Consider the following 26,866-nt stretch of genomic DNA (forward strand, 5'->3'; position numbering starts at 1 on the left):
GTGGAAGGGGTGCTCGTACTTGGACCAGTAGTCCCGGCACCCGGCCAGCCGCCAGGTCCCTCCGGTGGTGGTCTCGAACTCGCTGAAGTCCAGCTGCCAGACTTGGTTCGGACCGGTCGGCTCGGTGGCGAACGCGGCCTTGCGCCGCTCGGCCAGCTTCCGTCGCTCCCGTTGGTACTGCGCGGGCAGAATCAGCCCCTCGTCGCGCAGGATCCGCAGCACGGTCGCCTCGGAAACCACATGCCCGTCGTGGCGGACCATCGCCCAGATCTTCCGATGCCCCCACGCCGGATGGGCCAACGCGTGCTTGACCACCAGTTCCCTGGCGGCCTGCCGTGCTGGTTGCGGCCACGGTCCCTTCACCGCCGTCCCGGTGCGGGCCTTGGCCTGCCAGCGGCGCCAGGTCCGCTCGGGCATGTCGAAGAGCTGGCAGAACCTCGCGGTCGACATGCCCGCTTCCACGCGGATCACCTCGAGGTCCTCGAAGGGCCCAGCCGGCCCTCCGCGGACTTCTTCCACACCCTGGCCTCCAGGTGTGCCTCGCCCAAGGCCTGGGTCAGCTCGGCGACCTCGGCCTCCAACTGTTCCTCTCGGGAGGATGGTCCGGACCTGCCGGCCACCAGGGCGGTCTTGCCGGCTTCCAGGAACTCGGCCTTCCACCGTCCGATGGACTGCTCACTGACTTTCTCCTTGCGTGCCGCTTCGGCGATGGACATCTCGCCGGCCAGCACGCTCAGCACTATCCGGGTCTTCTTCTCCGCCGGAATCGAGGGTGGTCTACCCATGTCTGACTCTCCTTCAGGACCTACATAACGGCCCTGCCACTAAGTCTGACGCGCGACAAGACCACCACGCTGCCCATGGAAGCCATCGCTCAACGCACCGGACTCGGCACCTCCAGCACCCTGCGCCGTCACTTCAACCAGACCCTCGAAACCACACCAAGCGCCTACCGACAGACCTTCAGAACGAGCTGATTGAACGCGCTGTAATGCCGCTGGTGACGCGAAGGTGGGTCCATTTCTGGCCGTCATCCAGGGGCCAAGTGGGGTTGACATAGCCACTCGCGTGTGGTGATGCTGAGCAACCAGCCGATTGAGGCTGCGTACCCGGGGGTTCACGCTGCGGTGCCTGAGCAGTGGAGGGCGTTGACTCGTCGTGTGACCGCGTATCAGTACATGGACGCGTCAGGCGTGTTGCATGACCTGGCTCTCCCTGAGGCGAAGCGCAAGACGGTGCTTCCGGGTCTGTCAGAGGGTGCTGAGCCTGTCCCGGGTGACGCTGAGTGGGACACGTTCTTGAAGTCCCACGGCGTCTGAGGTGCCCCAACGCTGTCCCAGTGCCTCTGGTCATCCTGACTCTGGGACAGCGTTTATGGGGTCTGACCTGCGGTGCCCCCACCCGGACTCGAACCGGGAACCGACGGATTAGAAGGCCGTTGCTCTATCCATTGAGCTATGGAGGCGGGCCCGACGATCCGCGGCGGGCGGTGTCGAGGCGCCCCGAGCATACCGAGAGCGAGCCGTCGGAACGTGCCGCATCTCTCCGAAATCCCCTGTGAGCTGGTGCGTTATACTTGACACGTCGAGTTCGCGGTGGCGTGCCCCCTGGGGGAGCCGTCCACAGGAGCGCGCTGGTGCGCCGCTCCGTCGCCCGTTGCGCGTGTGCCGCAGGGCGAGCAGGACCGTGCATCCATCGAGTGCGCGAGGTGAGCAGTGCAGGTGCAGCCGGGTCAGATCATCGTCCATCCCTTCCACGGGGTCATGCGGGTCCAGGGCATCACGACCCGCCGCCTCAAGCGCGGCGAGGTGGACTACGTCGAGCTCACGGACCTCGGCGGCGCACTCGCCGTGTCGATACCCGTCGAGACCACTGACACCGTGGGCCTGCGCCCCGTCGTGACACGCGAGAAGATCCACGAGCTCATGGGCGTGCTCGCCTCGCCCGCGGACACGAAGCGCGAGCAGTGGAGCCGCCGCATCAAGGCCCACCAGGAGCGCCTGCACTCAGGCGACAACGAGCAGCTGTGCGTCGTGATCCGCGACATCCTGGGCACGGGCGACGTCGTGCGCGGCTCCGCCGAGGGCCAGATGCTGCAGTACGCCATGGGACACGTGAGCGCCGAGTTCGCCGAGGCGCTCGGCATGTCGGGCGAGGAGGCCGAGAGCCTCATCGAGCGCGCGGTCCGCGGGGCCGACGCTCCCGCGGATCTCGTGCCGGCCGCCTGACCGCGCTCCCGCGCGCGGACGGCCCGGTCGCGCCGGGCGGCGGCACCTGGCAGTGCGGGCAGAACGAGATGATCCTGGGCTCCGTGCCCGCGAGCTCGGGCTCGTCGAGCTCGCCGCGCTCGATCCGGGTCCCGCAGCGTCGGCACGGGCGGCCCTCGCGGGCGTACACCCACAGGTCGCCGTCGCGACGGCCCATCATCCCGCCCGTCGTCACGCGCACGGTGCGGTCGCGGTTGACCGTCAGCAGGCGATGCGCGAGGTCCACGGCCTGCCCGGGATCGGCGAGCTCGCCGATGGGGCGCGCCGGATGGATCCGCAGCAGGAAGCACAGCTCGCAGCGGTAGATGTTGCCGATGCCCGCGAGATTCCTCTGATCCAGCAGCGCCAGCCCCACAGGCCGCTCGGGCCGCGCCGCGAGGTTCTCCACGGCCCTCGCGCGACGCGCCGCGTCCCATGCGGGGTCGAGGAGGTCGGGACCGAGGTGCCCCACGAGCTCGTCCTCATCGCGCTCGCGCACGAGCCGCACCTGTTTGATGTCGTACCCCTCGGCGCGGCAGGTGCGCCCGTCGGGGTGCCCGACGTCGATCACGGCGCGCACGGTGTGCGTCTCGCGCGGGCCGGAGTACGCGTCGCTCGCGCGCAGCGAGCGCCCGTCGACCCGCCAGATGCCGTCCATCATGAGGTGGCTGTGGAGCGTGAGCGGTGCGCGGGCGGCGGCGGCGAGCGCGGGCGGCGGATCCAGGCGCATGAGCAGGTGCTTGCCGCGCGGCACGACCTCTCGCACGGTCCATCCGCGCAGGTCGGTCTCGGCGAGAGCGGGCACGCGCAGGTCGCTCCGGGTGATCGTGCCCCCGGCGAGCGCGTCGTCGAGGCGCCGGCACTGCCGGAACACGGTGTCGCCCTCGGGCATCAGCGCTCACCTGCCCGCACGCGCACCGCGCGGGGCGACCGGTAGGCGCCCGCGCCCTCGAGCGCGCCGATCACGTGCGCCACCTCGGCCGCACCGATCCCGTGGCCCCCGATCCGCTCGATCGCGAGGCGGGGGACCATCGCGTCCTCGGCCACCGCGCGCACGAGCGCTGCCGCGGCGAGCTCGGTCATCTCTACGGACGCGAACCACTGCAGCGACGTGCCGCCCTTGTCGACGAATGCCAGCAGGCGGCCGTCGCCGAGCACGACGAGCGCTCCCGCGCGACGAGAGGGGCGCACGGTCGCGCCCTCGGGGGCGGGGATCGACGGCTGCGGCCACGGCAGGGCCGCGCCGTACGGGTTCGCCGAATCCGTCGCGGCGAGCACCGTGATGTGCGCCGGGGCCGCATCCTCGGGACGGGCGTCGGCGTCGTGCTGGCGGTCCCGCAGCCGGTCGACCGCCTCGGTGGGCGCGAACTGCGACGCCCCGAGCCCGTCGACGAAGTACCCGCGCCGGCACTGGCCGCCCTCCTCGAGCGCCGAGAGCACGCGGTACACCGCGGCGAACGAACCGGGGACGTCCTCCACGCTCATCGCGCCGCGCGTCACCACGCCGTGGCGGTCCAGCAGCAGCGTCGCGAGCGCGGCCGACCGCGCGGCAGGATCCACGGGCTCGACGCGCACCGCCGACCAGCGGCCCGCGCCGGACGGTCCCGTGACCAGCTGCTCGGGGGTCGTGGCGCCCGCGCGCAGCATCGCGGCCGAGAGGCGGGCAGCGCCGCGCGGAGTGAGGGGACGCGAGCGACCGGACCCGCGTGCGCGCTTGGCGGGAGCCGGGCCGAGGGCGTGCGTGCGCAGCACCTGGAACGAGTCGTTCGTGATGAGCGTCGAGAAGGCGAGCTGCCACAGGGCGTCGGTCACGGCCGTCGGCTCGGCCGCGTGGCCCTCGTCGGCGAGGGCCGAGAGGATCTCGCCGTGCCGAAGGGCGCCGGGCGAGCGACGCAGGAGGTCGAGGATCCAGCGTGCGACGGAGTCGGGGGCGAGATCGGCCGCGGCGGTCTCGAGGGCGTCGGCGTCCAGGCCCAGGGGCAGGGCACCGGCCAGGTGCAGGCGGATCCAGCCGTCGGACGTGCCGAGGCGGCCGTGGCCCGTCCACAGGACCTCGCCCGCGGCGAGCAGAGCGTCCAGGGTCCCGGGCGCGTAGTCCGGGAGCCGGGCGGGCAGCACCTGCGACTCCCACGTCGACAGGGGGAGGGACACGCCCGTGAGCTGGTCGATCACCGACAGCACGCCGTCGGCGCCGCGCCACGTCGGCCGCTCCCGGCGCCCGCGCGCGTCGCGCGGCACGACGTGCTGCCACTGTCCCAGGAAGCGCGCGAAGACGTCGTGGCCCACCGGCTCGATCTCGCGGCGCGAGGCCGCGAGCGACGCGCGACGGATGCGACGCAGCACCTCGGTGCCCACCCACTCGGTGCCCTCGCGGCCGGGCGTGAACTCGCCGCTGTTCAGTTCGCGGTCGGCCGAGAGCGCCTCGAGGGCGCCGCGGGCGACGCCGGGCGCGAGACCGAATGCGTTCGCGGCCTCCTCGAGCGTGAACGGCCCGCGGTGCCGGGCCCAGCGCGCGAGCAGCTGCTCGACCGGGCGGGCCGTCGGCTCGAGGAACGACGGGGCGATGCCGGGCGGCAGCGCCGTCCCGAGGGCATCGCGCAGCAGTCCCGCGTCCTCGACGGCCGCCGCGTGCTCGATCCCGCCGATGCGCACGAGCACCGCCCGGCGCGAGGACACGAGCTCGTCCACGAGGTCCTCGGGATCCGTGCCGGGCGCGGTGCGCGCGGCGATCTGTGCGCGGCTGAGCGGGCCCAGGCGCCGCAGCGCGTCGGCGAGGTGCTCGGCCGTGCCCAGCGCGCGCTCGGTGTCGAGCCCCTGGAGCGAGCGCACCACGTCCTCGATCACCTCGAGGTCCAGGAGCTCACGCAGGCTCACGGTCCCCAGCAGCTGCGCGAGCAGCGACTGGTCGAGCGACAGCGCGGCCGTGCGGCGCTCGGCGAGCGGGGTGTCGGTGTCGTAGATGAACTGGGAGACGTAGCCGAACAGGAGCGATCGCGCGAACGGCGACGGCGCCGCCGTCTCGACCTCGCGCATCTCGATGCGACGCTGCTCGAGTGAGCGCATGAGGTCGATGAGCGCGGGCAGGTCGTACACGTCCTGCAGGCACTCGCGGGCGGCCTCGAGCATGATCGGGAACTGCGGATACGGGCGCGCGATGTCGAGCAGGGACGCGGAGCGCTGACGCTGCTGCCACAACGGGGCTCGCGCGCCCGGGTCGCGGCGCGGCAGCAGCAGCGCCCGGGCCGCGCACTCGCGGAACCGCGAGGCGAAGAGCGCGGAGCCGCCGACGAGGCGCCGCACCTCCTCGTCGATCTCCTCGGGCGTGAACGCGAACAGGTCCGCGGACGGCGGCTCCTCCCCGTGGGGGACGCGCAGCACGATCCCGTCGTCGGCGGCCATCACCTGGCCGTCGAGCCCGTAGCGGTCCTCGACCCGGGCGCCGACCGCGAGCGCCCACGGTCCGGTGATCCGCTGACCCAGCGCGCAGTGCAGCACGACGCGCCAGTCGCCCAGCTCGTCGCGGAAGCGCTCGACGACGAGGTGCCCGGGGCCGGGGACGACGCCGACGGCCTCCTCCTGCTCGCGCACGTAGCTCACGAGCTCGCCGCGGGCGAACGCGTCCAGTCCGATCTCGGCGAGCTCGGCGTGCGCGGCGGCGTCGTCGAGATGCGCGACGTACGCCTGGAACTCGGCGATCGCGCGCCCGAGCGCAGGCGGCCGGCCCACGCCGTCGCCGTGCCAGAACGGGATCTTCCCGGTGAGCCCGAACGCGGGCGAGACGGTCACGCGGTCGTGTGTGATCTCCTCGATGCGCCAGCTCGACGTGCCGAGCGCGATGACGTCCCCGCGGCGCGACTCGTACACCATCTCCTCGTCGAGCTCGCCGACGCGGCGCGCCTGGGTGTCGTCGTCCCCCGCGACGATGTACACCGGGAACAGCCCGCGGTCCGGGATGGTGCCGCCGCTCGTGACCACGAGCCGCTGGGCGCCCGGGCGCCCCGTGAGCGTGCCGGCCTCGCGGTCGTGGACCACGCGCGGCCGCAGCTCGGTGAACGCGGTCGACGGGTAGCGACCCGACAGCAGGTCGAGCGTCTCGTCGAACGCGGACCGGGGGAGCGCGGCGTAGGGGTGGGCCGAGCGGACGAGGGCGAACCAGTCCTCGACGTCGACGACGTCCATCGCGGCAGCCGAGACGGTGTGCTGGGCGAGGACGTCGAGCGCGTTGCGCGGGACGGCGAGCGGCTCGATCCGCCCCGCGAGCGCCTCGCGCACGGTCACCGCGGCGCGCACGACGTCGGCCGCGTGGAGGGGGTGCACGCTGCCGTGGGAGACCGCGCCGACGTCATGGCCCGCGCGGCCGATCCGCTGCAGCGCGGACGAGACGGAGAAGGGCGACTCGATCTGGATCACGAGGTCCACCGCACCCATGTCGATGCCGAGCTCGAGGGACGACGTCGCCACCACGCAGCGCAGGCGCCCGGCCTTGAGCTCCTCCTCGATGACCTTGCGATGCTCCTTCGACATCGAGCCGTGGTGGGCGCGCGCGACGTCCTCGAGCGCCTCGTCGGCGGCGGCGACGCCCGAGATGGCCCCGGCGTTCTCCGCGTCGTCGCTCGGGGTGGTCGCGTCGAGCGCGGCGCGACGTCGCGCCCACAGGCGGTTGAGCTTGCCGGTCAGACGCTCGGCCTGGCGCCGCGAGTTCGTGAACACGATCGTCGAGCGGTGGGCGAGCACCTCGTCGAGGACGGCGCGTTCGACGTGCGGCCAGACGGTGCCCGAGACGTCGTCCTCGTCGGCGGCATCGGCGGGCGGCTCGATCGCCGAGAGATCCGGCACCGGCAGCGTCACGGCCACGTCCCAGCGCTTGGCCGCGGGCGGGCGGACGACGGTGGTGCGCCGGTCACGGCCGCTGCCCGTGAGGAAGGCCGCGACCTCGTCGACCGGCTCGACCGTCGCGGAGAGACCGATGCGCTGCGGCGCGCGCTCGGTGAGGGCGTCGAGGCGCGCGAGGGACAGCGCCAGATGCACCCCTCGCTTGGTGCCGGCCACCGCGTGGACCTCGTCGATGATCACCGTGTGCACGGTCGCGAGGGTCTCGCGCACGGCCGAGCTCAGCATGAGGAACAGGGACTCGGGCGTGGTGATGAGGATGTCCGGCGGATGCGCCGCGAGGCGGCGCCGCTCGGCCGGGACCGTGTCGCCCGTGCGCACGCCGACCGTGACCCCGGCGTGCTGCATGCCGAGGCGCGCGGCGGCGTGCCCCGTCCCGACGAGCGGCGAGGTGAGGTTGCGCTCGACGTCGACGCCGAGCGCCTTGAGCGGCGACACGTACAGCACCGACGTCCCGCGCGCGCGACCCGATCCGGCCGTCGCTGGCGCGTCGGCCGGGCGGCCGAACTGGAGGCGGTCGATCGCCGCGAGGAACGCCGCGAGGGTCTTCCCGGAGCCGGTGGGGGCGACGACGAGCGTGTCGTCCCCGGCCAGGATCGCGCGCCAGGCCCCGTCCTGCGCGGGCGTGGGGGAGCCGAGCGCCTCCCGGAACCACGTGGCCGTCGCGGGCGAGAACGCGGACAGCACGTCCTCGTCCGCCACGGCGGACGCGGAGGACGAGGGGTCGCCGTCGGACGGCGCGGCACGGAGGTCCATGCCCGCCATTGTCGCGGTGCGCCCTGACAGACGAGCGCGACGTGCGCGCGGCCCCCGCCGGACGCGCCGGACGCTCCGGAAAAACGCACAGGATGCCCCGACGGGCCGCGCGGGGCGGTCACGGATCGTCTGGGACATACCTGTGACACGCGCCGGGGCGGGTGGCAGGATGGAAAGGGCCTGGGGCCTGTGGAACCGACCCCGGAACGATCGACAGCAAAGGATGGATGACATGACCGGTTACACCGAGTACACGCTTCCCGATCTCCCCTACGACTACGCCGCTCTCGAGCCCGCGATCTCGGGCAAGATCATGGAGCTGCACCACGACAAGCACCATGCGACGTACGTCAAGGGCGCCAACACCGCACTCGAGAAGCTCGCCGCGGCCCGCGAGGCCGGCGACTTCGGCTCGATCAACCAGTACTCGAAGGACCTCGCCTTCAACCTCGGCGGGCACACCAACCACTCGCTGTTCTGGCAGATGCTCTCGCCCGAGGGCGGCGACAAGCCGACCGGCGAGCTGGCCGCGGCCATCGACGAGCACTTCGGCTCCTTCGACGCCTTCCAGGCGCAGTTCACCGCCGCCGCGCTGGGCATCCAGGGCTCCGGCTGGGCCGTCCTCGCCTACGAGCCCGTCGGCGGCAATCTCGTGATTGAGCAGTTCTACGACCAGCAGAACGGCATCCCGGTCGCGACGATCCCGCTGTTCCAGCTCGACATGTGGGAGCACGCCTTCTACCTGGACTACCAGAACGTGAAGGCCGACTACGTCAAGGCGATCTGGAACATCGTGAACTGGGCCGATGTCCTCCAGCGCTTCGAGAACGCCCGCTCCACCACGGGCATCATCACCCCCGGAGCCTGACCCCGCGGCGCCACGGCGCCGATGCACCGTCCCGACGGCCGTCCCTGCGCTCTGCGCGGGGGCGGCCGTCGGCGTTTCCTCCCCAATCCGAGTCATCCACCGTCGAGCCCGGCGGGGAGGCGGAGCGGTCCCCGGCCCGCCAGGCTGGACGCATCCGGCACAGGCCGGAGACGCCGCCGGAGCGACCGACGGCACGGATCCGAGGAGGAGACACCATGCGAGACCTGAGGACGACGGTGCACGGCAACGTCACGAAGGAGCCCACCGTCCACCGCTACGAGGACGGCACGGTCACGGCGATCATCCGCTTGGCCTCGACGTCCCGATACTTCGACCCCGACCGCAAGGAGTTCGCGGACCGCAAGACGGAGTTCTTCACCGTCTACGCCCGGCGAGCCCTGGCCCGGCATGTCGAGGCGTCGGTCCACAAGGGGGACCCGCTCATCGTCAGCGGCCGCCTGGGCAGCGCCGAGTGGACGAGGGACGGGGTGACGGGCCACTCGATGACGATCCAGGCCGATGCGATCGGGCCGGACCTCACCTTCGGGACGGCCGTGTTCCAGCGGGCCCGGCGTCTGGAGGCGCCGCGGATCGACGAGCGCACGGGGGAAGTCCTCGACGGCGCCCCCGGGACCATGGTCGGGGGAGCGGGGCAGGAGCTCGCGGAGCGCGAGGACATCGCCGAGGACGACCTCGACGCGAGCCCGGGCGATGCCCTGCTCGCCGCGGCGGCCGCCCGCGACGGGGAGGAGCAGCTCGTGGGCAGCGCGCCCTTCTGAGCCGTCGGCCGCCGCCCGTGCGACCACCGGCCGCCGCCCGTGCGGTCAGCGGGCGTCGGCACCCGGGGACTCGACCACCGGGGCGAGGGCGTCGACGAGGTCGGGCACCAGGCGGCGGCCGAGCGTCTGCTCCCGTCGGCCGGCGCCTCGGACCGAGCACCAGCTCGAGCCGTCGCTCCGCACGGCGACGACCGCGCGGACGGGTCCCGACCCCAGGCGCTCACGGGCCCGGTCGGCGGAGCCCTCGGCGGCCCGGATCGCGTCGAGGTCGCAGGCGAGCGCGATGCCAGCGGCGATGTCGGGCACCTCGAGGTGCTCGAGCGCGGTCAGGGGATCAGCCGTCCCCGGAACCTCATCGAGCTCGATGGGCGTGAGGTGGTGCGGATCGGACTCGGCGGCCTCGCGGGAGGCATCGTCCAGCAGGAGCGCGAACGAGGGCTGGGAGGCCAGGAGCTCGCCGGTGGCGACCAGCGCGAACCAGCGCGGAGAGCGCAGGGGCGCCTCGCCGACGTGGCGGCCGACCTCGAGCACGGCTGCGGCCAGCGCCGCGGTCGGCGGGTCGAGGACGTCGTCGACGGGGCTTTCTGAGTTCTCGGTCACGTGGCCGTCCTGTCACAATGGGGATGCCGTCGCACCTGCGGCGGCATCACTGTACCCGGAGGCCGCGCACCCGAACGGGTGGGGCCGAGCGCGACGGCGATGCCTGTCGGAGCGCGCTCCGGGGTCCCCGTCCCGCCAGCGCAAGGAAGCACGTGAGCACCTCCTTCCCCTTCGACGGCATCCCGGGCGAGCAGGGCCCGCCGCGACGCCCCGCCGCTCCCGGTCGGGCCGGCGGGACGCGCCGCCCGTCTCCGGCTGCGATCACCCTGGTGGTGCTCGGGGCGCTCATCGTGCTGGTGTTGCTCGTCTCCGAGGTCGTCACCCAGTACCTGTGGTTCGATCAGCTCGGCTTCCAGAAGGTGCTCACCACCGAGTGGATCGTGCAGGGTCTGCTGTTCGTCCTCGGGGCCGTGCTCTTCGCCGCCCCGCTCTGGCTGAGCCTGCGCCTGGCCTACCGGCAGCGGCCGATCTACCCGCCCGTCACGCGCGAGCAGGAGGCGCTCGAGCAGTTCCGGGCGGCCGTGGATCCCCTCCGGCGCGCCGTCACGATCATCGCGCCGCTCGTGGTGGGCCTGTTCGGCGGGCTCGTCGCGGCACGCACCTGGCAGCAGGCCCTGCTCATGCTGCACCCGCAGTCCTTCGGGACGGTCGATCCCCTGTTCGGGCACGACATCTCGTTCTACGTGTTCACGCTGCCGATGATCGACCTCGCGCTCGGATTCGCGCGCTTCGTGTGCCTCGTCGCCCTCGTCGGCGCGCTCGTGGGCCACTTCGTCTACGGCGGCGTGGCCTGGGACCAGGAGAAGGGGCTCGAGGTCACCCGAGCCGCGCGCCGCCACCTCGGCGTCATCGCGGCCGTCTACCTCGTGCTGCTCGGCATCTCCCACTGGTTCGAGCGCTACGGACTGCTCACCAGCACCCACTCCCGCTTCGACGGCGCCTCCTACACGGACGTCCACGCGATCCTCCCCGCCAAGACGATCCTGGCGATCGCGGCGCTCATCGTCGCCGCCCTCTTCCTCGTCTGGGTGGTCCGCGGCGACTGGCGCATCCCCGCGATCGGCGCCGGCCTCATGATCGTCGCGACCCTCGCCGTCGGCACCGCCTACCCGTGGCTCATCCAGCGCTTCCAGGTCGCCCCGAGCGAGCGGGCCCTCGAGCAGGAGTTCATCCAGCACAACATCGAGGCCACGCGCACGGCGTACGGGCTCGATGAGGTCCGAGTCGTCGACTACGCGGCGGCCACGGACGCCTCTCCGGGAGCGCTGCGCGAGGACGCGGAGACCACCGCGCAGATCCGCCTGCTGGACCCCGCCGTCGTCTCGCCGACGTTCGACCAGCGCGAGGCCAACCGTCGCTACTGGGGCTTCGACCAGGTGCTGGCCGTCGACCGGTACCAGATGGACGGCGAGCTGCAGGACACCGTGATCGGCGTGCGCGAGCTGCGCCCGGACAAGCTCGACCTGGCCGAGCAGTCCTGGGTCAACCAGCACATCACCTACACGCACGGCTTCGGCGTCGCCGCGGCCTACGGAAACCGGCGCAGCCCCGACGGCGAGCCCGACTTCCTCCAGTCCGGCGTCCCCGGCGAGGGGAAGCTGGGCGACTACGAGGAGCGCGTCTACTTCGGTCGGCACTCGCCGGACTACTCGATCGTCGGCGGTGCCGAGGGCTCCGATGCGCAGGAGTTCGACTACCAGGCGGGCACCGAGGAGGACCAGAAGGGCACCCAGCGCACCAACACCTTCGCGGGCGACGGCGGCCCCTCGCTCGGCAATCCGCTGACGCGCCTGCTGTACGCGGTGAAGTTCCGCGATCCGAACATCCTCATCTCGAAGTACGTCAACGACGAGTCGCAGATCCTCTACGACCGCGACCCGCAGGCCCGCGTCCGTGCGGTGGCCCCCTACCTGTCGCTGGACTCGGGCATGTACCCCGCAGTCGTGGACGGGCGACTGGTCTGGGTGGTCGACGGATACACCAGCACCGACCGCTACCCGTACTCGCAGGCCGCGCCGCTGGACGAGATGATCCGCGACTCGCAGACCGATCCGGCGGCGACCTCGGCCCTGCGCGCACCGGACGCGAACTACGTGCGCAACGGGGTCAAGGCCACCGTCGACGCCTACGACGGCTCCGTGACCCTGTACGCGTGGGACACGGAGGACCCGATCCTGAAGGCCTGGCAGGAGGTGTTCCCGGGGACGCTCAAGCCGACCTCCGAGATCTCCTCCGCGCTCATGCAGCACCTGCGCTACCCGGAGGACCTCTTCAAGGCGCAGCGCACGATGCTCGGGAAGTACCACGTGACCGACGCCCAGGAGTTCTACGGCCAGCAGGATTTCTGGCAGGTCCCGGCCGATCCGACCCGCGCGGCGACGCCGTCGGCCGACACCGCCGCGCAGGACCCGGCGGCCGCGACGACCGCGCCGACCCGCGGGCCGGCTCAGCCCCCCTACTACCAGACCCTGCAGATGCCGGATGAGGACTCGCCGCGCTTCTCGCTGTCCTCGAGCTTCGTGCCCGCCGAGGGGCAGCAGGTCCTCTCGGGCTTCCTCGCGGTCGATTCGGAGACCGGAGCGGAGGCCGGGAAGCCGGCCGGCTCCTACGGCAATCTCACGCTGCTCTCCCTGCCCACGAGCAACCCGGTCAAGGCGCCGGGACAGGTGCAGTCGACCTTCAACTCGGACCCCGCCGTCTCGCAGGCGCTGAACCTGCTGAAGTCCGGCAACTCCGAGGTGGTCAATGGCAACCTGCTGACGCTGCCGGTCGGCGGCGGCCTCCTGTACGTTCAGCCGGTCTACCTGCGCTCGTCCGCGGCCGGCGGCGGCACCCAGTACCCGCTGCTGCAGATGGTGCTCGTGTCCTACGGCGACCAGATCGGCTTCGCACCCACGCTCGATCAGGCGCTCGACCAGGTCTTCGGCGGCGACTCCGGCGCCAACGCCGGCGATGCCGGCGTGAGCGCCGAGGGCCAGGCCGGGTCGAAGGACACGGCCACGGGGGAGACGGTCACGACCGAGGAGGGCTCCCAGCCCGCCGCCCCGGCGGACACGCAGCCGGCGGCGCCGAGCGGGGATCCGCAGGCGCAGCTCGACCAGGCGCTCGCCGATATGCAGACCGCCGAGCAGGACGCCCAGACGGCGCTGACGAACGGTGACTGGGCCGCCTACGGCGACGCGCAGCAGCGCCTGGCGGACGCTCTGGACCGGGCGATGACCGCGAGCGATCAGCTCAAGGCCGGCGGCGGGGGCGCGCAGCCGAGCGACGGCGGGGGCGGCTGAGGTAACCCACCTCACGCCGCCTCGGGTGGACATCCCTGCAGGCCCCGGGCTAGTGTTGAGGACATCGCCGCGGGGTGGAGCAGTTCGGTAGCTCGCCGGGCTCATAACCCGGAGGTCGTAGGTTCAAATCCTGCCCCCGCTACGAAGAAAGGGCCCCTGACCAGCAGAAATGCTGGTCAGGGGTCCTTCGCTGTGCCCGGGATCGGGCCGCATGTTTCGGAAATTGACCGGAAACGGCTCCGCGGAACCTCTCTGCGGAGCCTGCCGAGAACGCGGTGCCTGCCGAGAACGCGGTGCCTGCCGAGAACGATGGCACAGCCGAGTTCTGGTGGGGACTGCCGCGTCCCGGTGGGCAGGAGATGGATCGGCGGGGACGGCTGCAGCCGCCCCCGCCGATCAGTGTCTGGCCGTGTCAGCGTCAGGCCCGGGCAGTGTCTGCCCGATCAGCGTCTGGTGCTGTCGGTGTCTTCCCGGTCAGATGCAGGCCCGATGAGCGTCCGTGATCAGCGCTGCTGGCCGCCCAGGATCTGGCCGAGGATCGAACCGAGCAGACCGCCGCCGCCCTGCTGCTGCGCCGGGGCCTGCTGCTGCGTCGTGGGGACCTGGCCGGGCATGGGCTCGCCCGCGGGCGAGGACGACTGCGTGGTGGGAGCCTGGCCGCCGCCGAGAGCGCCGGACAGGATGTCCTCGAGGATCGAGCCGGAGCCGCCGGTCTGCGACTGCTGCTGGCCGAGACGGCTGGCGATGTACGCCATGACGATCGGCGCGAGGATCGGGATCAGCTTGCGGACCAAGGCCTGGCCGTCGACTCCGGCGCCGAGGGTCTGGATCGACTGGGCGGGGTCCTCGCCGAGGATGTGCTGGGCGATCTTCTCGCCGTCCGCGGTGTCGATCTGGTCGAGGGACATCTCGCCGGAGCCCGCGAGCGGCGAGTTCTGGTGATCCGCGAGGGCCTTGGCGATCTCCTGCTCCTGGCCGCCCTGCGCGTTCTGCTCGAGCCCGCCCACGAGGGAGGGGATGATCGCTCGCGCGGCCTGCTCGATCTGCTGCGCGTCGACGCCCAGCTGGGCGCCGAGCTGCTCGAGGGGGAGCTGCGCGAGGATGTCGTCGATGGCGTTGCTCATGATGTGTGCCTTTCGTGGCGGAACACGCGGGTGCTCCGCATCTTGTCATGGAGAAGCCGGGGAGGACACCGGATGCAGGGAGCGGTCGACCGAGAGGAAGCCCCGCCGGAACGCACGACGGTCGATCGTCAGCACGTCGTCGGGCCGCCACGGATTGCGCAGGCGCACGTGGCCCGTCACCGGATCCGCACCGACGACGGCGAAGACGTGGTCGGGCGGGAGCGGGCCGTGGGCGGTGCGGACCAGGGGGCTCAGCGGATGCGTCGACGCGAGGACCACGTGCCCGCTCCGCAGCCAGGCATCGAGGCGCTCGGCCGACGGCAGCAGCAGATGCGTCCGCGCGCTCTGGCCCGTCAGGAGCACGAGGCCGAAGCGGCCGAGCCCGCGGGCGAGGAAGCGGTAGGAGCCGGCGACCTGCTGGGCGGCCGCCTTCTCGATGATCCCGGCCCAGCCGGGTCGTCCGCTCGTCTCATGCGCCCCGACCCAGCGCCCGGAGCCGTCGATCGGCATGCGGCGGTCGACTCTCACGTCGACGGGGGCCCCTCCCGGGTGCAGGCGCACCGTCCAGCACCCGTCGGAGCCTTCCCGGAGGCTCGCGGCGATCGCGGCGGGGGAGACGGCGTGCAGCGCGAGCAGCGGCGCGATCACCCAGCAGTCGCCGACCGCACCCTGGCGCGGACAACGCGCGAGATCGGGCCGGGTGGCGTCCAGGCGCCATCCTGCCGCCGTCCGGGGCGGCTCGATGTCCTGGGAACGGTCGTCCGGCAGGGTGTGCTCAGCGCCGACGCCGGACGGGTCGTCGCCGCGGCCGACGAGCATCGACCACGCCCGCCCGCGGCCCGCTGGTGCGCCCGCGGGGCCGACCGCGGCGGGAGGGCTCTGCGGTGCCCGGACGCGCCGGAGGCGCCGACCGCGCGCTCGCTCGGCGAGCTCGCGCAGTCGGCGCCTCCAGGTGGTGCGCAGCGAGATCAGCGGGAGGATCATCGGTGCGCCGCGGCGGGTCGTCGGCCTCAGTGGGCCGCGGCCGGCTCGACCTTCTGGCCCACGCGCTCCATGACCTCGCGGAACCACGGGGTGTCGATGTCGAAGGCCTTGTGGCCGGCGATGCGCTCGAACTCGATGGCGCGCAGCACGTCGCCGCGCTCCTCGTCGTGGCCGATCACGCCGGTGCCGCCCTCGAGGGCGACCTGCACGGCCAGGTCGGTCATCGACTGGATCAGGCGCAGATCGTGCTGGTTCGCGGCCGCGGAGCGGGCGAAGTAGCCGGACTTCTGGACCATGACCTTCTCCGCGCCCAGCTTCTCGGCGAACTGCTTGGCGAACCACTGGCCGGGGTTGATCGTGTCGAGCTTGACGTGGCCGAAGGGGTCCTTCTCCGGCTCCTCGCCGCGGGCCTGCATCTCGGCGACGATCTCGGGGATCCCGGCGCCCTCGGACAGGAAGATGTTCACGCAGTCGTGCTCGTCCATGATCTGCTTCAGACGCGCGGCCTCGCCCTCGATGTCCAGGGCCATCTCCGGCAGGAACACGGCGTGGACGTCCCACTTCTCCGCGGCGAGCCCGATCTCCGGCAGCCACTCCTGCTTCCCGTGCCACTGCTGGTAGTAGCGGGCGGCCTCGGCGGTCAGGTACCCGCAGGCGCGGCCCATGATCTCGTGGACGATCAGCATGCGCGGGTTCGAACCGTGCTCGGCGATGATGTTCTGCGCGAAGATCGCGGTCTGCTCGGCGGCGGTGCGGGCGCCGAGGGACTGGCGGATCGGGACGATGTCGTTGTCGATCGTCTTGGGCAGGCCCACGACCTGCAGCGGGTAGTCGTTGTCCGCGAGGTACTTCGCGAGGTCCGCGGCGGTCGTGTTCGTGTCGTCGCCGCCGATGGTGTGGAGCACGTCCACGCCGTCGTCCTTGAGCTTGTTCGCGGCGACCTCGAGGGCGTTCTCGCCCTCGGCGATGAGACCGCGCCTCACGAGATCGGCGGTGTTGGTGAGCTTCACGCGCGAGTTGCCGATCGGCGAGCCGCCGAAGTCGTGCAGCAGCGCCGCCTTCTCGCGGACGGCGTCGGTCACGACGATCTTCTCGCCCTTGAGCAGGCCCCAGTAGCCGTGGCGGTACGCGATGATCTCGACGTCCGGCACCAGAGCGGTGTAGCGCTCGATCAGTCCGCCGACGGCGGAGGAGAGGCAGGGGGCGTAGCCACCGGCGGTCAGGAGTGCGACGCGCTTGACGGTCATGTGGAGGGGACCTTTCGGGTCGGGAGATGCGCAGCGGAGTGCTCCGCGAGGTCGACGGCCCGAGTCTAACGAGGCGCGCCCGAGCGGGGCCGGGACGCCCGGGGCGCGGGGAGTGTGATGTGGAGCCCGTCAGCGCTCGCGGGGCGCGAGCGCCGCGAGGACCTCCTCGTGCAGGAGCCCGTTGGACGCGACGGCATTGCCGCCGAAGGGACCGTCCTCGCCGTCCAGCGACGTGAAGCGCCCCCCGGCCTCCGTCACGATCGGGGCCAGGGCCACCATGTCGTGGAGGTTCAGCTCGGGCTCGGTCGCGACGTCGACCGCGCCCTCGGCCAGCAGCATGTACGACCAGAAGTCGCCGTAGGCGCGGGTGCGCCAGAAGCGCTGCATGAGGTTGAGCATCTGCGGCAGGCGGTCGTGCTCGGCCCAGCCGTGCAGCGAGGAGTAGGACAGGGAGGCGCTGGCGATCTCCGAGACCTCGGAGACGTGCATCTGCGTGGCCGAGGACAGGCGCGAGCCGGTCCAGGCGCCCGATCCCTTGCCCGCCCACCAGCGGCGCGACAGCGCGGGCGCGGAGACGAGGCCGACGACGACCTCGCCGTCCTCGATGAGCCCGATGAGCGTGGCCCACACCGGCACGCCGCGCACGAAGTTCGAGGTGCCGTCGATCGGGTCGATGACCCACTGGCGCGGGGAATGCCCGGTCGACCCGAACTCCTCGCCGATCACCTGGTCGCGCGAGCGGGCGCGGGACAGCTGGGCGCGCACGAGCTGCTCTGCGTCGCGGTCCGCGTCGGTGACCTCCGTGAGGTCGGGCTTGGTGTCGACCGTCAGGTCCTGCGCCTTGAAGCGGGACTCGGTCAGCTGGTCCACCGCGTCCGCGAGGACGTGGGCGAGGCGGAGGTCGTCGGCGTAGGGGCTCGAGGGCATGGGACTCACTGTACGGTCCTGTGGCGCCGCGGCCAGGCAGATCGCGGGGCGTGTGCGGCACGCCGCTGCCGCCGCGGCAGGCGCGGGGAACGGGGCGGGCGAGTTCCCGCGCAGCGTGCAGGGCCCCGTCGGGCCGGGCCGCTGCGCCGTCCTCAGGCTTCCCAGGGGTCGTTGCGGCGCAGCGCGGCGGCCAGGCGCCGATACGAGCCCAGGCGCGAGGCCCCGGCGGTGCTGGCGCGCCCCTGCTCCACGGCTTCGTCGAGCGCGCAGTCGGGGGCGTCCTCCAGGTGCGTGCATCCGCGCGGGCACTCCGCGGCCAGCGGCGCGAGGTCCTCGAAGGCGTCGAGCAGGTCGTCCGGGTCGACGTGCCCGAGCCCGAAGGAGCGGACACCGGGCGTGTCGATCACCCAGCCGCTGCGGTCGGGCAGGCGCAGGGCGAGGGCGGAGGAGGACGTGTGGCGTCCGCGGCCCGTCACGTCGTTGACGGCGCCCGTCGCGCGGTCCGCCCCGGGGACGAGGGCGTTCAGCAGGGTCGACTTGCCGACGCCGCTGTGGCCGATGAGCACGCTCGTGCGCCCGTGCAGGTGCTCGCGCAGCGCCTCGAGCCCCTCGATCGTCCCGTCGGGCCGCACGTGCGTGACGACGTGCTCGACCCCGAGCGGGGCGTAGTCGCGCAGGAAGTCCTCGGGTCCGCGGAGGTCGGCCTTGGTGAGCGCGAGCAGGGCGTCGATCCCAGCGACGTACGCGGCCACGAGGCAGCGGTCGACCATCCCGGCGCGGGGCTCGGGGTCGGCCAGGGCGGTCACGAGCACGACGAGGTCTACGTTGGCGACGAGGGGGCGCTCGGTCGGATCGTCGTCGTCGGCGCTGCGGCGCAGGAACGACGAGCGGTCCTCGATGCGCACGATCCGTGCGAGCGATCCGTCCCGGCCGCTCACGTCCCCCGTGAGCGCGACGATGTCGCCGGGGACGACGGGGGAGCGGCCGAGCTCGCGCGCGCGCATCGCGGTGACCTCGCGCTCGTCGGGGCCGCCGGCGTCGACGACGGTGCGCCAGCGCCCGCGGTCCACGGCCACGACCCGCGCGGGCACGGCGTCGCGATGGGCGGGGCGGTCCTTCGTGCGCGGGCGCGAGCCGCGGCGGTTCGGGCGCACCCGGACATCGGACTCGTCCAGGTCGCGCCCGCGGCGCATCACCACGTACGTCCGGCCGGGGACTCGGTGTGGAGCATCGACAGCCACATGCCGACGAAGTCCGGCAGGGTTTTCTGCGTCGTCTGGATGTCGACGACCCGCACATCCGGCACGCGCAGGCCGATGATCGCGCCCGCGGTGGCCATCCGGTGGTCCTCGTAGGTCTCGAAGACGCAGCCGGTCAGGGGGCGGGGGTGGATCTCGAGGGAGTCCTCGTGCTCGACGGTCACGGCGCCCAGCCTGCGCAGCTCGACGGCTAGGGAGTGGATGCGGTCGGTCTCGTGGCCGCGCAGATGGCCGATGCCGCGCAGGTGGCTGGGGGAGTCGGCGAGGACCGCGAGCGCGGCGATCGTCGGCGTGAGCTCGCCGACGGCGGAGAGGTCCGCGTCGATCCCGTGGATCGCGCCCGTCCCGCTGACCCACAGCTCATCGCCCTCGCGCTCGACGAGGGCGCCCATGCGTGTCAGCAGGCGGCGGTACTCGTCACCGGGCTGCGTGGTCGACACGGGCCAGTCGGCGATCGCGATCGTGCCGCCCGCGATCATGGCGGCGGCCAGGAAGGGGCCGGCATTGGAGAGGTCGGGCTCGACGATCACCTCGCCGAGGGCGAGCGGCCCCGGCTCGACGCGCCAGACGTGGAGGCCGTCGTCGTCGACGCGGTGGACGGCGCGCACCCCGGCCCGCTCGAGCACCGCGAGGGTCATCTCGATGTGGGGCAGCGAGGGCAGGGAGCGGCCGGTGTGGCGCACCTCGAGCGGAGCGTCCGCGCGGGCCCCGGCCAGCAGCAGGTTCGAGATGAACTGGCTGGAGGCGGAGGCGTCGATCTCGATCGCGCCGCCCGGCAGGCGGCCGCGGCCGTGGACCGTGATCGGCAGATGACCGGGCTCGCCGTGCTCGGTGACCTCGACGCCGAGAGCCCGCAGGGCGGCGATCACGGGGCCCATCGGCCGCACGAGGGCGGCCTCGTCGCCGGTGAAGCGGACATCGCCGTCGTGCAGCGCGGCGAGGACGGGCACGAAGCGCATGACCGTCCCGGCGAGGCCCGTGTGGATCTCCGCGTCCCCGCGCGGTGCGGTCGCGGGGTGGATCGGCGTGATCACGAGGCTGTCGGAGCCCTCGGGCACGTGAAAGCGCGCGCCGAGCTGACCGAGGGCGTCCTGCATGATCCGCGAGTCGCGCGAGTTCAGCGGCCCGCGCAGCGTGGTGGGGCCGTCGGCGATCGCGGCGAGCAGCAGCCAGCGGGCCGTCAGCGACTTCGACCCCGGGACGCGGATCAGCACGTCCACAGGGCCGGTCGCGACGGGCGCCGTCCAGGTGACCTCGGTGGGCACGGGCGCCGTGCTCAGTCGACCTGGGCCTGGTAGGCCTTGGTGAAGCGCTCGAGGGCGGCGGAGGCGGTCTCCTGCAGCTCCGAGGCGATGTCCGAGGCGCGGTCCTGGGTGGACTCGGCGCCCTTGCGGACGTCGGAGCGGGTGACCTTGGACTGGAGCTTCTTGGCGGAGCGCTCGAGCTCGCGCTGCTTCTTCGCGGCGCTCTTCTGGCCGCGCTCGACGAGCTTGTTCACGCGGTAGCCCACGGAGGGGCTCCCGTCGGTGTCGACGATCGCGAGCAGGACGCCGCCGAGCAGGCCCGCATCGGTGAGGATCGCCTGGATCTCGTTCATGCGCTCCTCGCCGCGCAGCTCCCAGATCTTGCGGCGGTTGGCTAAGCCGATCGAGGTGGTCGCCAGCAGCAGGACGGCGGCCGCGCGCGGAGCGCGGTTGGTCGCGTACATGACGCCCGCACCGGCGGCGACGGCGCCCGCGGCGCGGACGATGGTGCGCGAGTCGATCATGCCGGGGGCGGAGCTCGCGGCGAGCTTCTCGTCGACCTTGGCGAAGGCGGCCGGAGCGACGTCGATCTCGCGCTCCGGGGTCTTGACGGTGCGGATGCCCTCGAGGATGAACGGGGCGGCCAGCAGGGGGCGGGCGATGCTGCGGATCAGCGACATGGGGTGTCCTCACGGTCGGCGGAGGGTCGGCGCACGGACTGCGTGCGCACCCGGACCCGACCAGATTAGCGTGCCGACCTGGCCCGGAGGGGTACGGAACGCCTCGATGGGACGGGCGGGGGGAACAGAGGGCGGGGCTCGCGCGTTGCACCGCCCGTACAGGAAGCGCAGACGGACGCTCCCGCACGACGCACGCACGTGCCGGACGCTGAACAGGCGACGGAACAGGCACTGCGCAGACAGCCGCGGAACGGACGCGGAGACGATGAGGAAGCAGAGGGTGCTCGGATGACGGCTGTGCTCGCACCGCAGACCGGGACCGGTCTCGACCGGGCGGTCGGCCGCGCCGCGATGCGGGCGCCGGGAGCGCAGACCCTGACGGGCCCGCACCCGGACCTGGCCCCGTACCCGGACCTGGCCCCGTACCCGGACCTGGCCCGGCACCCGGGACTGTGTCCGCCCCGTCGCCCCCGAGGTGCGCACAGCGGGCGTGGCGTACGCTCGGCGACGATGAGCACCAGCGAGATCCGCCAGGCGCCCCGCGCCGCCGGAGAGGCCCCCGCCGACACCGCCGACGACTTCGAGTCCGAGGCGCTGTCGCACCTCGACGCGCTCTACGGCGGCGCCCTGCGGATGACCCGCAACCCCCAGGACGCCGAGGACCTCATCCAGGAGACGTACCTCAAGGCCTTCCGCGCCCGGGACCGCTTCACGGCGGGGACGAACCTGCGGGCATGGCTCTACCGCATCATGACCAACACCTACATCTCCGCGTACCGCTCGCAGCAGCGCCGCCCGAAGGAGTCCTGGGCCGAGGAGATCACCGACCACCAGATCGCCGAGGTCGGCTCCCACACGAGCACGGGTCTGCGCTCCGCCGAGGCCGAGGCGCTCGACCGGCTCCCGGACTCCGCGGTCAAGGACGCCCTTGCGTCCCTGCGCGAGGACTACCGCATGGCCGTGTACCTCGCCGACGTCGAGGGCTTCGCCTACAAGGAGATCGCCGAGATCATGGAGACGCCCATCGGGACCGTCATGTCGCGCCTGCATCGCGGTCGGCGCCAGCTGCGCGAGCTGCTCGCGGACCATGCACGGGAGATGGGCATCGTGCGTCCCGCCCCCGACGCCGACGATGAGGAGGACCGGGCATGAGCGGCCTCGACGGCATGAGCGGGCTTGATGGCATGAACGGTCTTGATGGCATGAACGGTCTTGATGGCATGAGCGACGTCGACGGCGTGCAGCGCGACGACGCGCGGCGGCCGCGACGCGCAGGCGCGCAGGGCGTGGACGGCGCCCGCTGGGCGCTCGAGGAGGCGTGCGACGGCGAGGTCCCGAGCACGCGGGCCGAGATGCTGCAGCGCCACCTCGCGGACTGCCCCGAGTGCGCGCAGGAGGTGGAGCGCATGCAACGCATGAAGGAGCTCATGCGCCGCTCGTGCTACGAGAGCGCCCCGGACTCCCTGCGCGAGCGGATCACGATCGAGTACCGCCGGATCTCGGTCTAGGCGCGACGCACGCAGAGGTGACGGCACGCGCGGTGGCGGCCCGAGCACGTCGGGCCGTGCGTCGGACCCGGACCTGCACCATCCGGTGAAGCGGCCCCGCAGCCGGACAGCATGAAGGGCCCCTCCGATCGGAGGGGCCCTTCATCGGTTCACGGGCGGACCGGGTGCGCGCACCCGGTCCGCGCGACCGCACGGATCAGGCGTTGGGGCGCTTGCCGTGGTTCGCACCGCTCTTGCGGCGCGACTTGCGCTTACGACCGCGCTTGCTCATGTCGGCTCTCCTTCCTTCACCGTTGCGGACAACCCCGCAATCATGCCATAGGGAGGGACCGCGGCCCGCCGCCGTGAGGGACAGGCCACGTGACTCGCGCGGCCTGCCGGGCGCTCAGGCCTCCGTGCCGAGCCAGCGGCCGAAGCCGCCGTGCAGCACCAGCCAGGCCATGAGCCCGTACCCGGTCTGCCCGGGCGTGTCCCGGCCGGTGCGGGCGAGGTCGGAGACCCACTGATCGTGCCCGTCGAGACCGGCGACCGTGTCGACGTAGGGGACGCGGCGTCGCGCGCACACGTCCTCGTAGGCCCCGGAGAGCTCCCGGATCGCCGCGGTGCGCGCCCGGTCGGCGCTCGGGGGCGGTCCCACGACGAACGCGGGGACCCGCATCCGCTCGAGACCGTCGAGCACCTTGGCGAGGTTCAGGCGCGAGCGCGCCAGCGAGATCCCGCTCGTGACGTCGCCGGCGCCGAGGCCGATGATCACGCGGTGGTCGATGGTGCCCGTCGCCATGCCCTCGGAGTCGACCCGGCGGGCCACGTCGGCGTCCCAGCGCTCGGCGAGCGAGGCGGAGGTGTCGCCCGGCAGGGCGACGGCGAAGACCTCGCACGGCGCCTCGGAGCCCTGCTGATGGGCGACGGCGCGGCCGAGCCAGCCGAGCGCACGGGCGTCGCCGACGCCGGCGAGCAGCTCGTCCCCGAGGGCGATCAGACGGATGCGGCCGGGGGCGGGCGAGGGGACCGACGCGGTCACGAGTACCTCCAGGGCTGTAGGGCAGGGACGGAGCCCCACGCTACCCGGCCCGCGGCGCGGACCGGGCATCGTGGGGGTCGCGCCGCCCCGGCGGACGACGCGCTCGGGCGGGGATCAGTCCTCGAAGGCGCGGCGGACCAGATCCGCCTGCTCCTCCTTGTGGCGCTGGGCGATGCCCGTCGCGGGCGAGGCCGAGGCCGGGCGCGCCACGTGATCGAGCTCGTGACCGACCTGCTCGGTGAAGTTGACGGCCATATAGCCCCAGGCACCCTGGTTGCTCGGCTCCTCCTGGACCCAGCGCACCGCGGCCTGCGGATGCGCATCGAGCACCTCACGCAGCTCCGCCGCCGGCAGCGGGTAGAGCTGCTCGACGCTCACCAGCAGGGTGTCGTCGATGCCCTCGACATCGCGATGCGCCGCCAGATCCCAGTGCAGCTTCCCGGTGGTCAGCAGGATCCGGCGCACGGTCGACGGATCCGCCGCCGTCTCGGCGATCACCGGGCGGTAGGCGCCCTCGGTGAACTCCTCGACGCCGCTCACCGCCGCCTTGTTGCGCAGCATCGACTTCGGGGTGAAGACGATGAGGGGTCGACGGGGCTCGACCATCGCCTGGCGGCGCAGCAGGTGGAAGTAGTTGGCCGGGCTCGAGGGGGCCGCGACGCGCATGTTCTGCTCCGCGCACAGCTGCAGGAAGCGCTCGATGCGGGCCGAGGAGTGATCGGGCCCCTGGCCCTCGTAGCCGTGGGGCAGGAGCATGACGACGCCCGAGTTCTGGCCCCACTTCTGCTCCGAGGAGGAGATGAACTCGTCGATGATCGTCTGCGCGCCGTCGACGAAGTCGCCGAACTGCGCCTCCCACAGCACGAGGGAGTCGGGGCTCTCCACCGAGTAGCCGTACTCGAAGCCCAGGGCCGCGAACTCGCTCAGCGAGGAGTCGTACACGTTGAAGCGCGCCTGGTCCTCGCTCAGGTGCAGCAGCGGGGTCCAGGTGTCCTGGTCCACCTGGTCGATGAGGACGCTGTGACGCTGGGTGAACGTGCCGCGCCGCGAGTCCTGACCGGTCAGGCGCACGCGCGTGCCCTCCATGAGGAGGGACCCGAACGCCAGGATCTCGGCGAAGGCCCAGTCGATCCTGCCCTCACGGGCCATCCGGCGCCGCTTCTCCATGAGCGGCAGCAGCTTGGGATGCGTCGTGAAGGAGTCGGGCATCGACATGTGCGCGTCGCCGATGCGCTCCAGCACCGCGGCCTCGACGGCCGTGCCGATCCGCTCGACCGGCTCCGGGGCGCTCGCGGCGGGCGGCTCGAGGGAGCCGGCGCCGCGCTCCGCGCTGCCGGACGGGGCCGAGCGGGCGGAGGAGAACGCCTGGTCCAGATGGGCTTGGAAGCTCGCCATCACCTCGGCGGTCTCGTCCTCGGTGAGGTCGCCGCGCTCGATGAGGGCCTGGGTGAACAGGCGTCGCACCGTCGGCTTGCCCTCGATCAGCGCGTACATCTCCGGCTGCGTCATCGACGGGTCGTCGCCCTCGTTGTGGCCGCGGCGGCGGTAGCAGACCATGTCGATCACGACGTCGCGGCGGAACTTCTGGCGGTAGCGGAAGGCGATCTCGGCGACCCGCACGCACGCCTCGGGATCATCGCCGTTGACGTGGAAGATCGGCAGCTGGGTCGTCTTGGCCACATCCGTGCAGTAGTACGAGGAGCGCGAGGAGTCGGGCTCGGTCGTGAAGCCGATCTGGTTGTTGACGACCACGTGGATCGTGCCGCCCGTGCGGTAGCCGCGCAGCTCCGACAGGTTCAGCGTCTCCGTCACGACGCCCTGGCCGGCGAAGGAGGCGTCGCCGTGGATGAGGATCGGCAGGACGGGGAAGTCGCTGCCGGCGTGGTTCACCCGATCCTGCTTGGCGCGGGTGATGCCCTCGAGCACGGGGTTGACGGCCTCGAGATGCGAGGGGTTCGCCGCCAGGTACACCGCGGTCGTCTCCCCGTCGCGCGAGGTGTACTGGCCCGAGGTGCCCAGGTGGTACTTCACATCGCCCGAGCCGAGCGCCTCCTGGGTGCCGGCGAACTCCTGGAAGATCTCCGCGAACGTCTTGCCCGCCAGGTTCGACAGCACGTTGAGGCGCCCGCGATGGGCCATGCCGATCGTGACCTCGAGGATGTCGTCGTGCGCGGCGTCGTCCAGGATCGAGTCGAGCAGGGGGATCAGCGACTCCCCGCCCTCGAGCGAGAAGCGCTTCTGGCCCACGAACTTCGTCTGCAGGAACGTCTCGAACGCCTCGGCGGCGTTGAGACGGTCCATGATCCGCGTGAGGATCTCCTTGGGCATCGGCGTCTGCTCGGCCTCGAACTGCTCCTGGATCCAGGCCCGCTCCTCCGGGTCGGTGATGTGCATGTACTCCACGCCGATCGAGCGGGAGTAGGCGTCGCGCAGCACGCCCAGGATCTCCCGCAGCGTCATGCGGGGCTTCCCGCCCAGGCCCCGGGTGGGGAACGTGCGGTCGAGGTCCCACAGCGTGAGCCCGTAGGTCTTGACGTCGAGGTCCGGATGCGAGCGCTGGCGGTAGCTCAGCGGATCGATGTCGGCCATCAGGTGCCCGCGCACGCGGAACGCATGGATCAGGTCCATGACGTGCGCGAACTTCTCCTCCTGCGAGTCGTGCAGGGGGTTGTCGGCCACCCAGCGGATCGGCTCGTAGGGGATCCGCAGCGACGTGAACACCCGGTCGTAGAAGCCGTCGAGGCCCAGCAGCTTGTCGCTCATGAGCTTCAGGAACTCGCCGGAGGCGGCGCCCTGGATGATCCGATGGTCATACGTGGAGGTGAGCGTCATGACCTTCGAGATCGCGAGGTCCGCGAGGGTCTCCGGGCTCGCGCCCTGGAACGGCGCCGGGTAGGTCATCGCGCCGACGCCCACGATGGTCCCCTGGCCCTTCATGAGGCGCGGGATCGAATGGACCGTGCCGATGCCGCCCGGGTTCGTCAGCGTCACGGTCGTGCCCGTGAAGTCCTCCATCGTCAGACGGTTCCCGCGGGCCCGCTTCACGACGTCCTCGTACGCCTTCCAGAAGCCGCGGAAGTCGAGGCGCTGGGCGCCCTTGACGGAGGGCACGACGAGCGAGCGCGAGCCGTCGGGGCGCGGCATGTCGATGGCGAGGCCGAAGTTGATGTCCTCGCGCCGGAGCATCACCGGCTTGCCCTTCTCGTCCACGTCGAAGCCGTTGTTCATGTCGGGCAGCTCGGTGATCGCCTCGATCATGGCGAAGCCGATGAGGTGGGTGAAGGAGACCTTCCCCTGCCGGTTGCGCTTGAGGTGGTTGTTGATGACCGTGCGGTTGTCGAACAGGAGCTTGACGGGCACGTCGCGCACCGAGGTCGCGGTGGGGACGGTCAGCGACTCGTCCATATTGCGCACGACGGCCGCGGCCGTCGTGCGCAATATGGACGAGT

At 72.2% G+C, this 26,866-nt stretch carries 21 protein-coding genes, 2 tRNA genes and 1 pseudogene; 8 read left to right on the forward strand and 16 right to left on the reverse strand.

Going from position 1 to position 26,866, the window contains the following annotated elements:
• A partial coding sequence (locus FM110_RS09715) for an IS3 family transposase (RefSeq protein WP_143276356.1) occupies positions 1 to 471 on the reverse strand: 471 nt, incomplete at its 3' end.
• Positions 468 to 785, reverse strand: a complete 318-nt coding sequence (locus FM110_RS09720) for a helix-turn-helix domain-containing protein (RefSeq protein WP_010080477.1) — start codon at positions 783 to 785, stop codon at positions 468 to 470. The genes FM110_RS09720 and FM110_RS09715, both read right to left, overlap by 4 nt.
• Positions 786 to 806: 21 nt before the next feature.
• Here FM110_RS09720 and FM110_RS13875 point away from each other — a divergent pair.
• A pseudogene (locus FM110_RS13875) lies at positions 807 to 977 on the forward strand (hypothetical protein); the annotation flags it as partial.
• Positions 978 to 1,392: 415 nt separating this feature from the next.
• On the opposite strand, the gene FM110_RS09730 reads toward FM110_RS13875, so the two are convergent.
• Positions 1,393 to 1,465: transfer RNA gene (locus FM110_RS09730), tRNA-Arg, on the reverse strand.
• Between the two features lie 250 nt (positions 1,466 to 1,715).
• Between FM110_RS09730 and FM110_RS09735 the strand changes: the two genes are divergently transcribed.
• Positions 1,716 to 2,228, forward strand: a complete 513-nt coding sequence (locus tag FM110_RS09735; RefSeq protein WP_087104571.1) for a CarD family transcriptional regulator — start codon at positions 1,716 to 1,718, stop codon at positions 2,226 to 2,228.
• Here FM110_RS09735 and FM110_RS09740 read toward each other — a convergent pair.
• Positions 2,170 to 3,138, reverse strand: coding sequence for a DNA-formamidopyrimidine glycosylase family protein (locus tag FM110_RS09740; RefSeq protein WP_087104572.1), 969 nt, complete (start codon positions 3,136 to 3,138; stop codon positions 2,170 to 2,172). The genes FM110_RS09735 and FM110_RS09740 overlap by 59 nt on opposite strands.
• A complete protein-coding gene (locus FM110_RS09745) occupies positions 3,138 to 7,892 on the reverse strand; it encodes an ATP-dependent helicase (RefSeq protein WP_087104573.1) in 4,755 nt (1,584 codons plus the stop codon). Before FM110_RS09745 ends, FM110_RS09740 begins: the two co-directional genes overlap by 1 nt.
• Positions 7,893 to 8,124: 232 nt before the next feature.
• Here FM110_RS09745 and FM110_RS09750 point away from each other — a divergent pair, with 232 nt between their 5' ends.
• Positions 8,125 to 8,760 carry a superoxide dismutase gene (locus FM110_RS09750; RefSeq protein WP_087104574.1) on the forward strand — a complete coding sequence of 212 codons (636 nt, stop codon included), beginning with the start codon at positions 8,125 to 8,127 and terminating at the stop codon, positions 8,758 to 8,760.
• A gap of 215 nt (positions 8,761 to 8,975) precedes the next feature.
• Positions 8,976 to 9,539 carry a single-stranded DNA-binding protein gene (locus FM110_RS09755; RefSeq protein ID WP_087104575.1) on the forward strand — a complete coding sequence of 188 codons (564 nt, stop codon included), beginning with the start codon at positions 8,976 to 8,978 and terminating at the stop codon, positions 9,537 to 9,539.
• Between the two features lie 45 nt (positions 9,540 to 9,584).
• Here FM110_RS09755 and FM110_RS09760 read toward each other — a convergent pair whose 3' ends face one another.
• Positions 9,585 to 10,139: a PPA1309 family protein gene (locus tag FM110_RS09760; protein WP_087104576.1), complete on the reverse strand. Its 555-nt coding sequence runs from the start codon at positions 10,137 to 10,139 to the stop codon at positions 9,585 to 9,587.
• Between the two features lie 152 nt (positions 10,140 to 10,291).
• On the opposite strand from FM110_RS09760, the gene FM110_RS09765 reads away from it, so the two are divergent.
• Together FM110_RS09765 and FM110_RS09770 are read left to right on the forward strand one after the other, a co-directional pair.
• Positions 10,292 to 13,423, forward strand: coding sequence for a UPF0182 family membrane protein (locus FM110_RS09765; RefSeq protein WP_234992198.1), 3,132 nt, complete (start codon positions 10,292 to 10,294; stop codon positions 13,421 to 13,423).
• Between the two features lie 68 nt (positions 13,424 to 13,491).
• Positions 13,492 to 13,565, forward strand: a tRNA-Met gene (locus FM110_RS09770).
• A gap of 361 nt (positions 13,566 to 13,926) precedes the next feature.
• Here the strand turns inward: FM110_RS09770 and FM110_RS09775 are convergent.
• The 7 genes from FM110_RS09775 to FM110_RS09805 all read right to left on the reverse strand — a co-directional run bounded on the left by FM110_RS09775 (position 13,927) and on the right by FM110_RS09805 (position 20,888).
• Positions 13,927 to 14,547 (reverse strand): DUF937 domain-containing protein, encoded by a 621-nt coding sequence (locus FM110_RS09775; protein ID WP_087104578.1) that lies wholly within the window; start codon positions 14,545 to 14,547, stop codon positions 13,927 to 13,929.
• A gap of 45 nt (positions 14,548 to 14,592) precedes the next feature.
• On the reverse strand, positions 14,593 to 15,531 hold the full coding sequence (locus FM110_RS09780; protein WP_087104579.1) for a C2 family cysteine protease: 939 nt from the start codon (positions 15,529 to 15,531) through the stop codon (positions 14,593 to 14,595).
• A 26-nt stretch (positions 15,532 to 15,557) separates the two neighbouring features.
• Positions 15,558 to 16,778 (reverse strand): pyrophosphate--fructose-6-phosphate 1-phosphotransferase, encoded by a 1,221-nt coding sequence (locus tag FM110_RS09785; RefSeq protein WP_087104580.1) that lies wholly within the window; start codon positions 16,776 to 16,778, stop codon positions 15,558 to 15,560.
• Positions 16,779 to 16,907: 129 nt separating this feature from the next.
• On the reverse strand, positions 16,908 to 17,705 hold the full coding sequence (locus FM110_RS09790) for an inositol monophosphatase family protein (protein WP_087104581.1): 798 nt from the start codon (positions 17,703 to 17,705) through the stop codon (positions 16,908 to 16,910).
• 152 nt (positions 17,706 to 17,857) lie between these two features.
• The gene (rsgA, locus tag FM110_RS09795; RefSeq protein ID WP_159458036.1) at positions 17,858 to 18,898 is read right to left on the reverse strand and encodes a ribosome small subunit-dependent GTPase A; all 1,041 of its coding nucleotides are present in this window, start codon (positions 18,896 to 18,898) and stop codon (positions 17,858 to 17,860) included.
• Positions 18,898 to 20,229, reverse strand: a complete 1,332-nt coding sequence (gene aroA, locus FM110_RS09800) for a 3-phosphoshikimate 1-carboxyvinyltransferase (RefSeq protein ID WP_087104582.1) — start codon at positions 20,227 to 20,229, stop codon at positions 18,898 to 18,900. Before aroA ends, rsgA begins: the two co-directional genes overlap by 1 nt.
• Positions 20,230 to 20,240: 11 nt before the next feature.
• Entirely contained in the window at positions 20,241 to 20,888 is a 648-nt protein-coding gene (locus FM110_RS09805) for a DoxX family membrane protein (RefSeq protein WP_143276357.1), read from the reverse strand.
• 510 nt (positions 20,889 to 21,398) lie between these two features.
• Here FM110_RS09805 and FM110_RS09810 point away from each other — a divergent pair.
• Together FM110_RS09810 and FM110_RS09815 are read left to right on the forward strand one after the other, a co-directional pair.
• The gene (locus FM110_RS09810; protein ID WP_087104587.1) at positions 21,399 to 22,040 is read left to right on the forward strand and encodes a sigma-70 family RNA polymerase sigma factor; all 642 of its coding nucleotides are present in this window, start codon (positions 21,399 to 21,401) and stop codon (positions 22,038 to 22,040) included.
• The gene (locus tag FM110_RS09815; RefSeq protein ID WP_143276358.1) at positions 22,037 to 22,396 is read left to right on the forward strand and encodes an anti-sigma factor; all 360 of its coding nucleotides are present in this window, start codon (positions 22,037 to 22,039) and stop codon (positions 22,394 to 22,396) included. Before FM110_RS09810 ends, FM110_RS09815 begins: the two co-directional genes overlap by 4 nt.
• A 196-nt stretch (positions 22,397 to 22,592) precedes the next feature.
• Here FM110_RS09815 and FM110_RS14925 read toward each other — a convergent pair whose 3' ends face one another.
• From FM110_RS14925 to FM110_RS09825, 3 genes are all read right to left on the reverse strand, one after another.
• Positions 22,593 to 22,667, reverse strand: coding sequence for a 50S ribosomal protein bL37 (locus FM110_RS14925; protein WP_370297284.1), 75 nt, complete (start codon positions 22,665 to 22,667; stop codon positions 22,593 to 22,595).
• Positions 22,668 to 22,781: 114 nt separating this feature from the next.
• Positions 22,782 to 23,417, reverse strand: coding sequence for a GDSL-type esterase/lipase family protein (locus FM110_RS09820; RefSeq protein WP_234992213.1), 636 nt, complete (start codon positions 23,415 to 23,417; stop codon positions 22,782 to 22,784).
• 114 nt (positions 23,418 to 23,531) lie between these two features.
• Positions 23,532 to 26,866 (reverse strand): multifunctional oxoglutarate decarboxylase/oxoglutarate dehydrogenase thiamine pyrophosphate-binding subunit/dihydrolipoyllysine-residue succinyltransferase subunit (locus FM110_RS09825; RefSeq protein WP_143276359.1); only part of this gene is annotated, 3,335 nt, incomplete at its 5' end.

It is taken from the genome of Brachybacterium nesterenkovii (assembly GCF_900163655.1).
Classification (GTDB): domain Bacteria; phylum Actinomycetota; class Actinomycetes; order Actinomycetales; family Dermabacteraceae; genus Brachybacterium; species Brachybacterium nesterenkovii.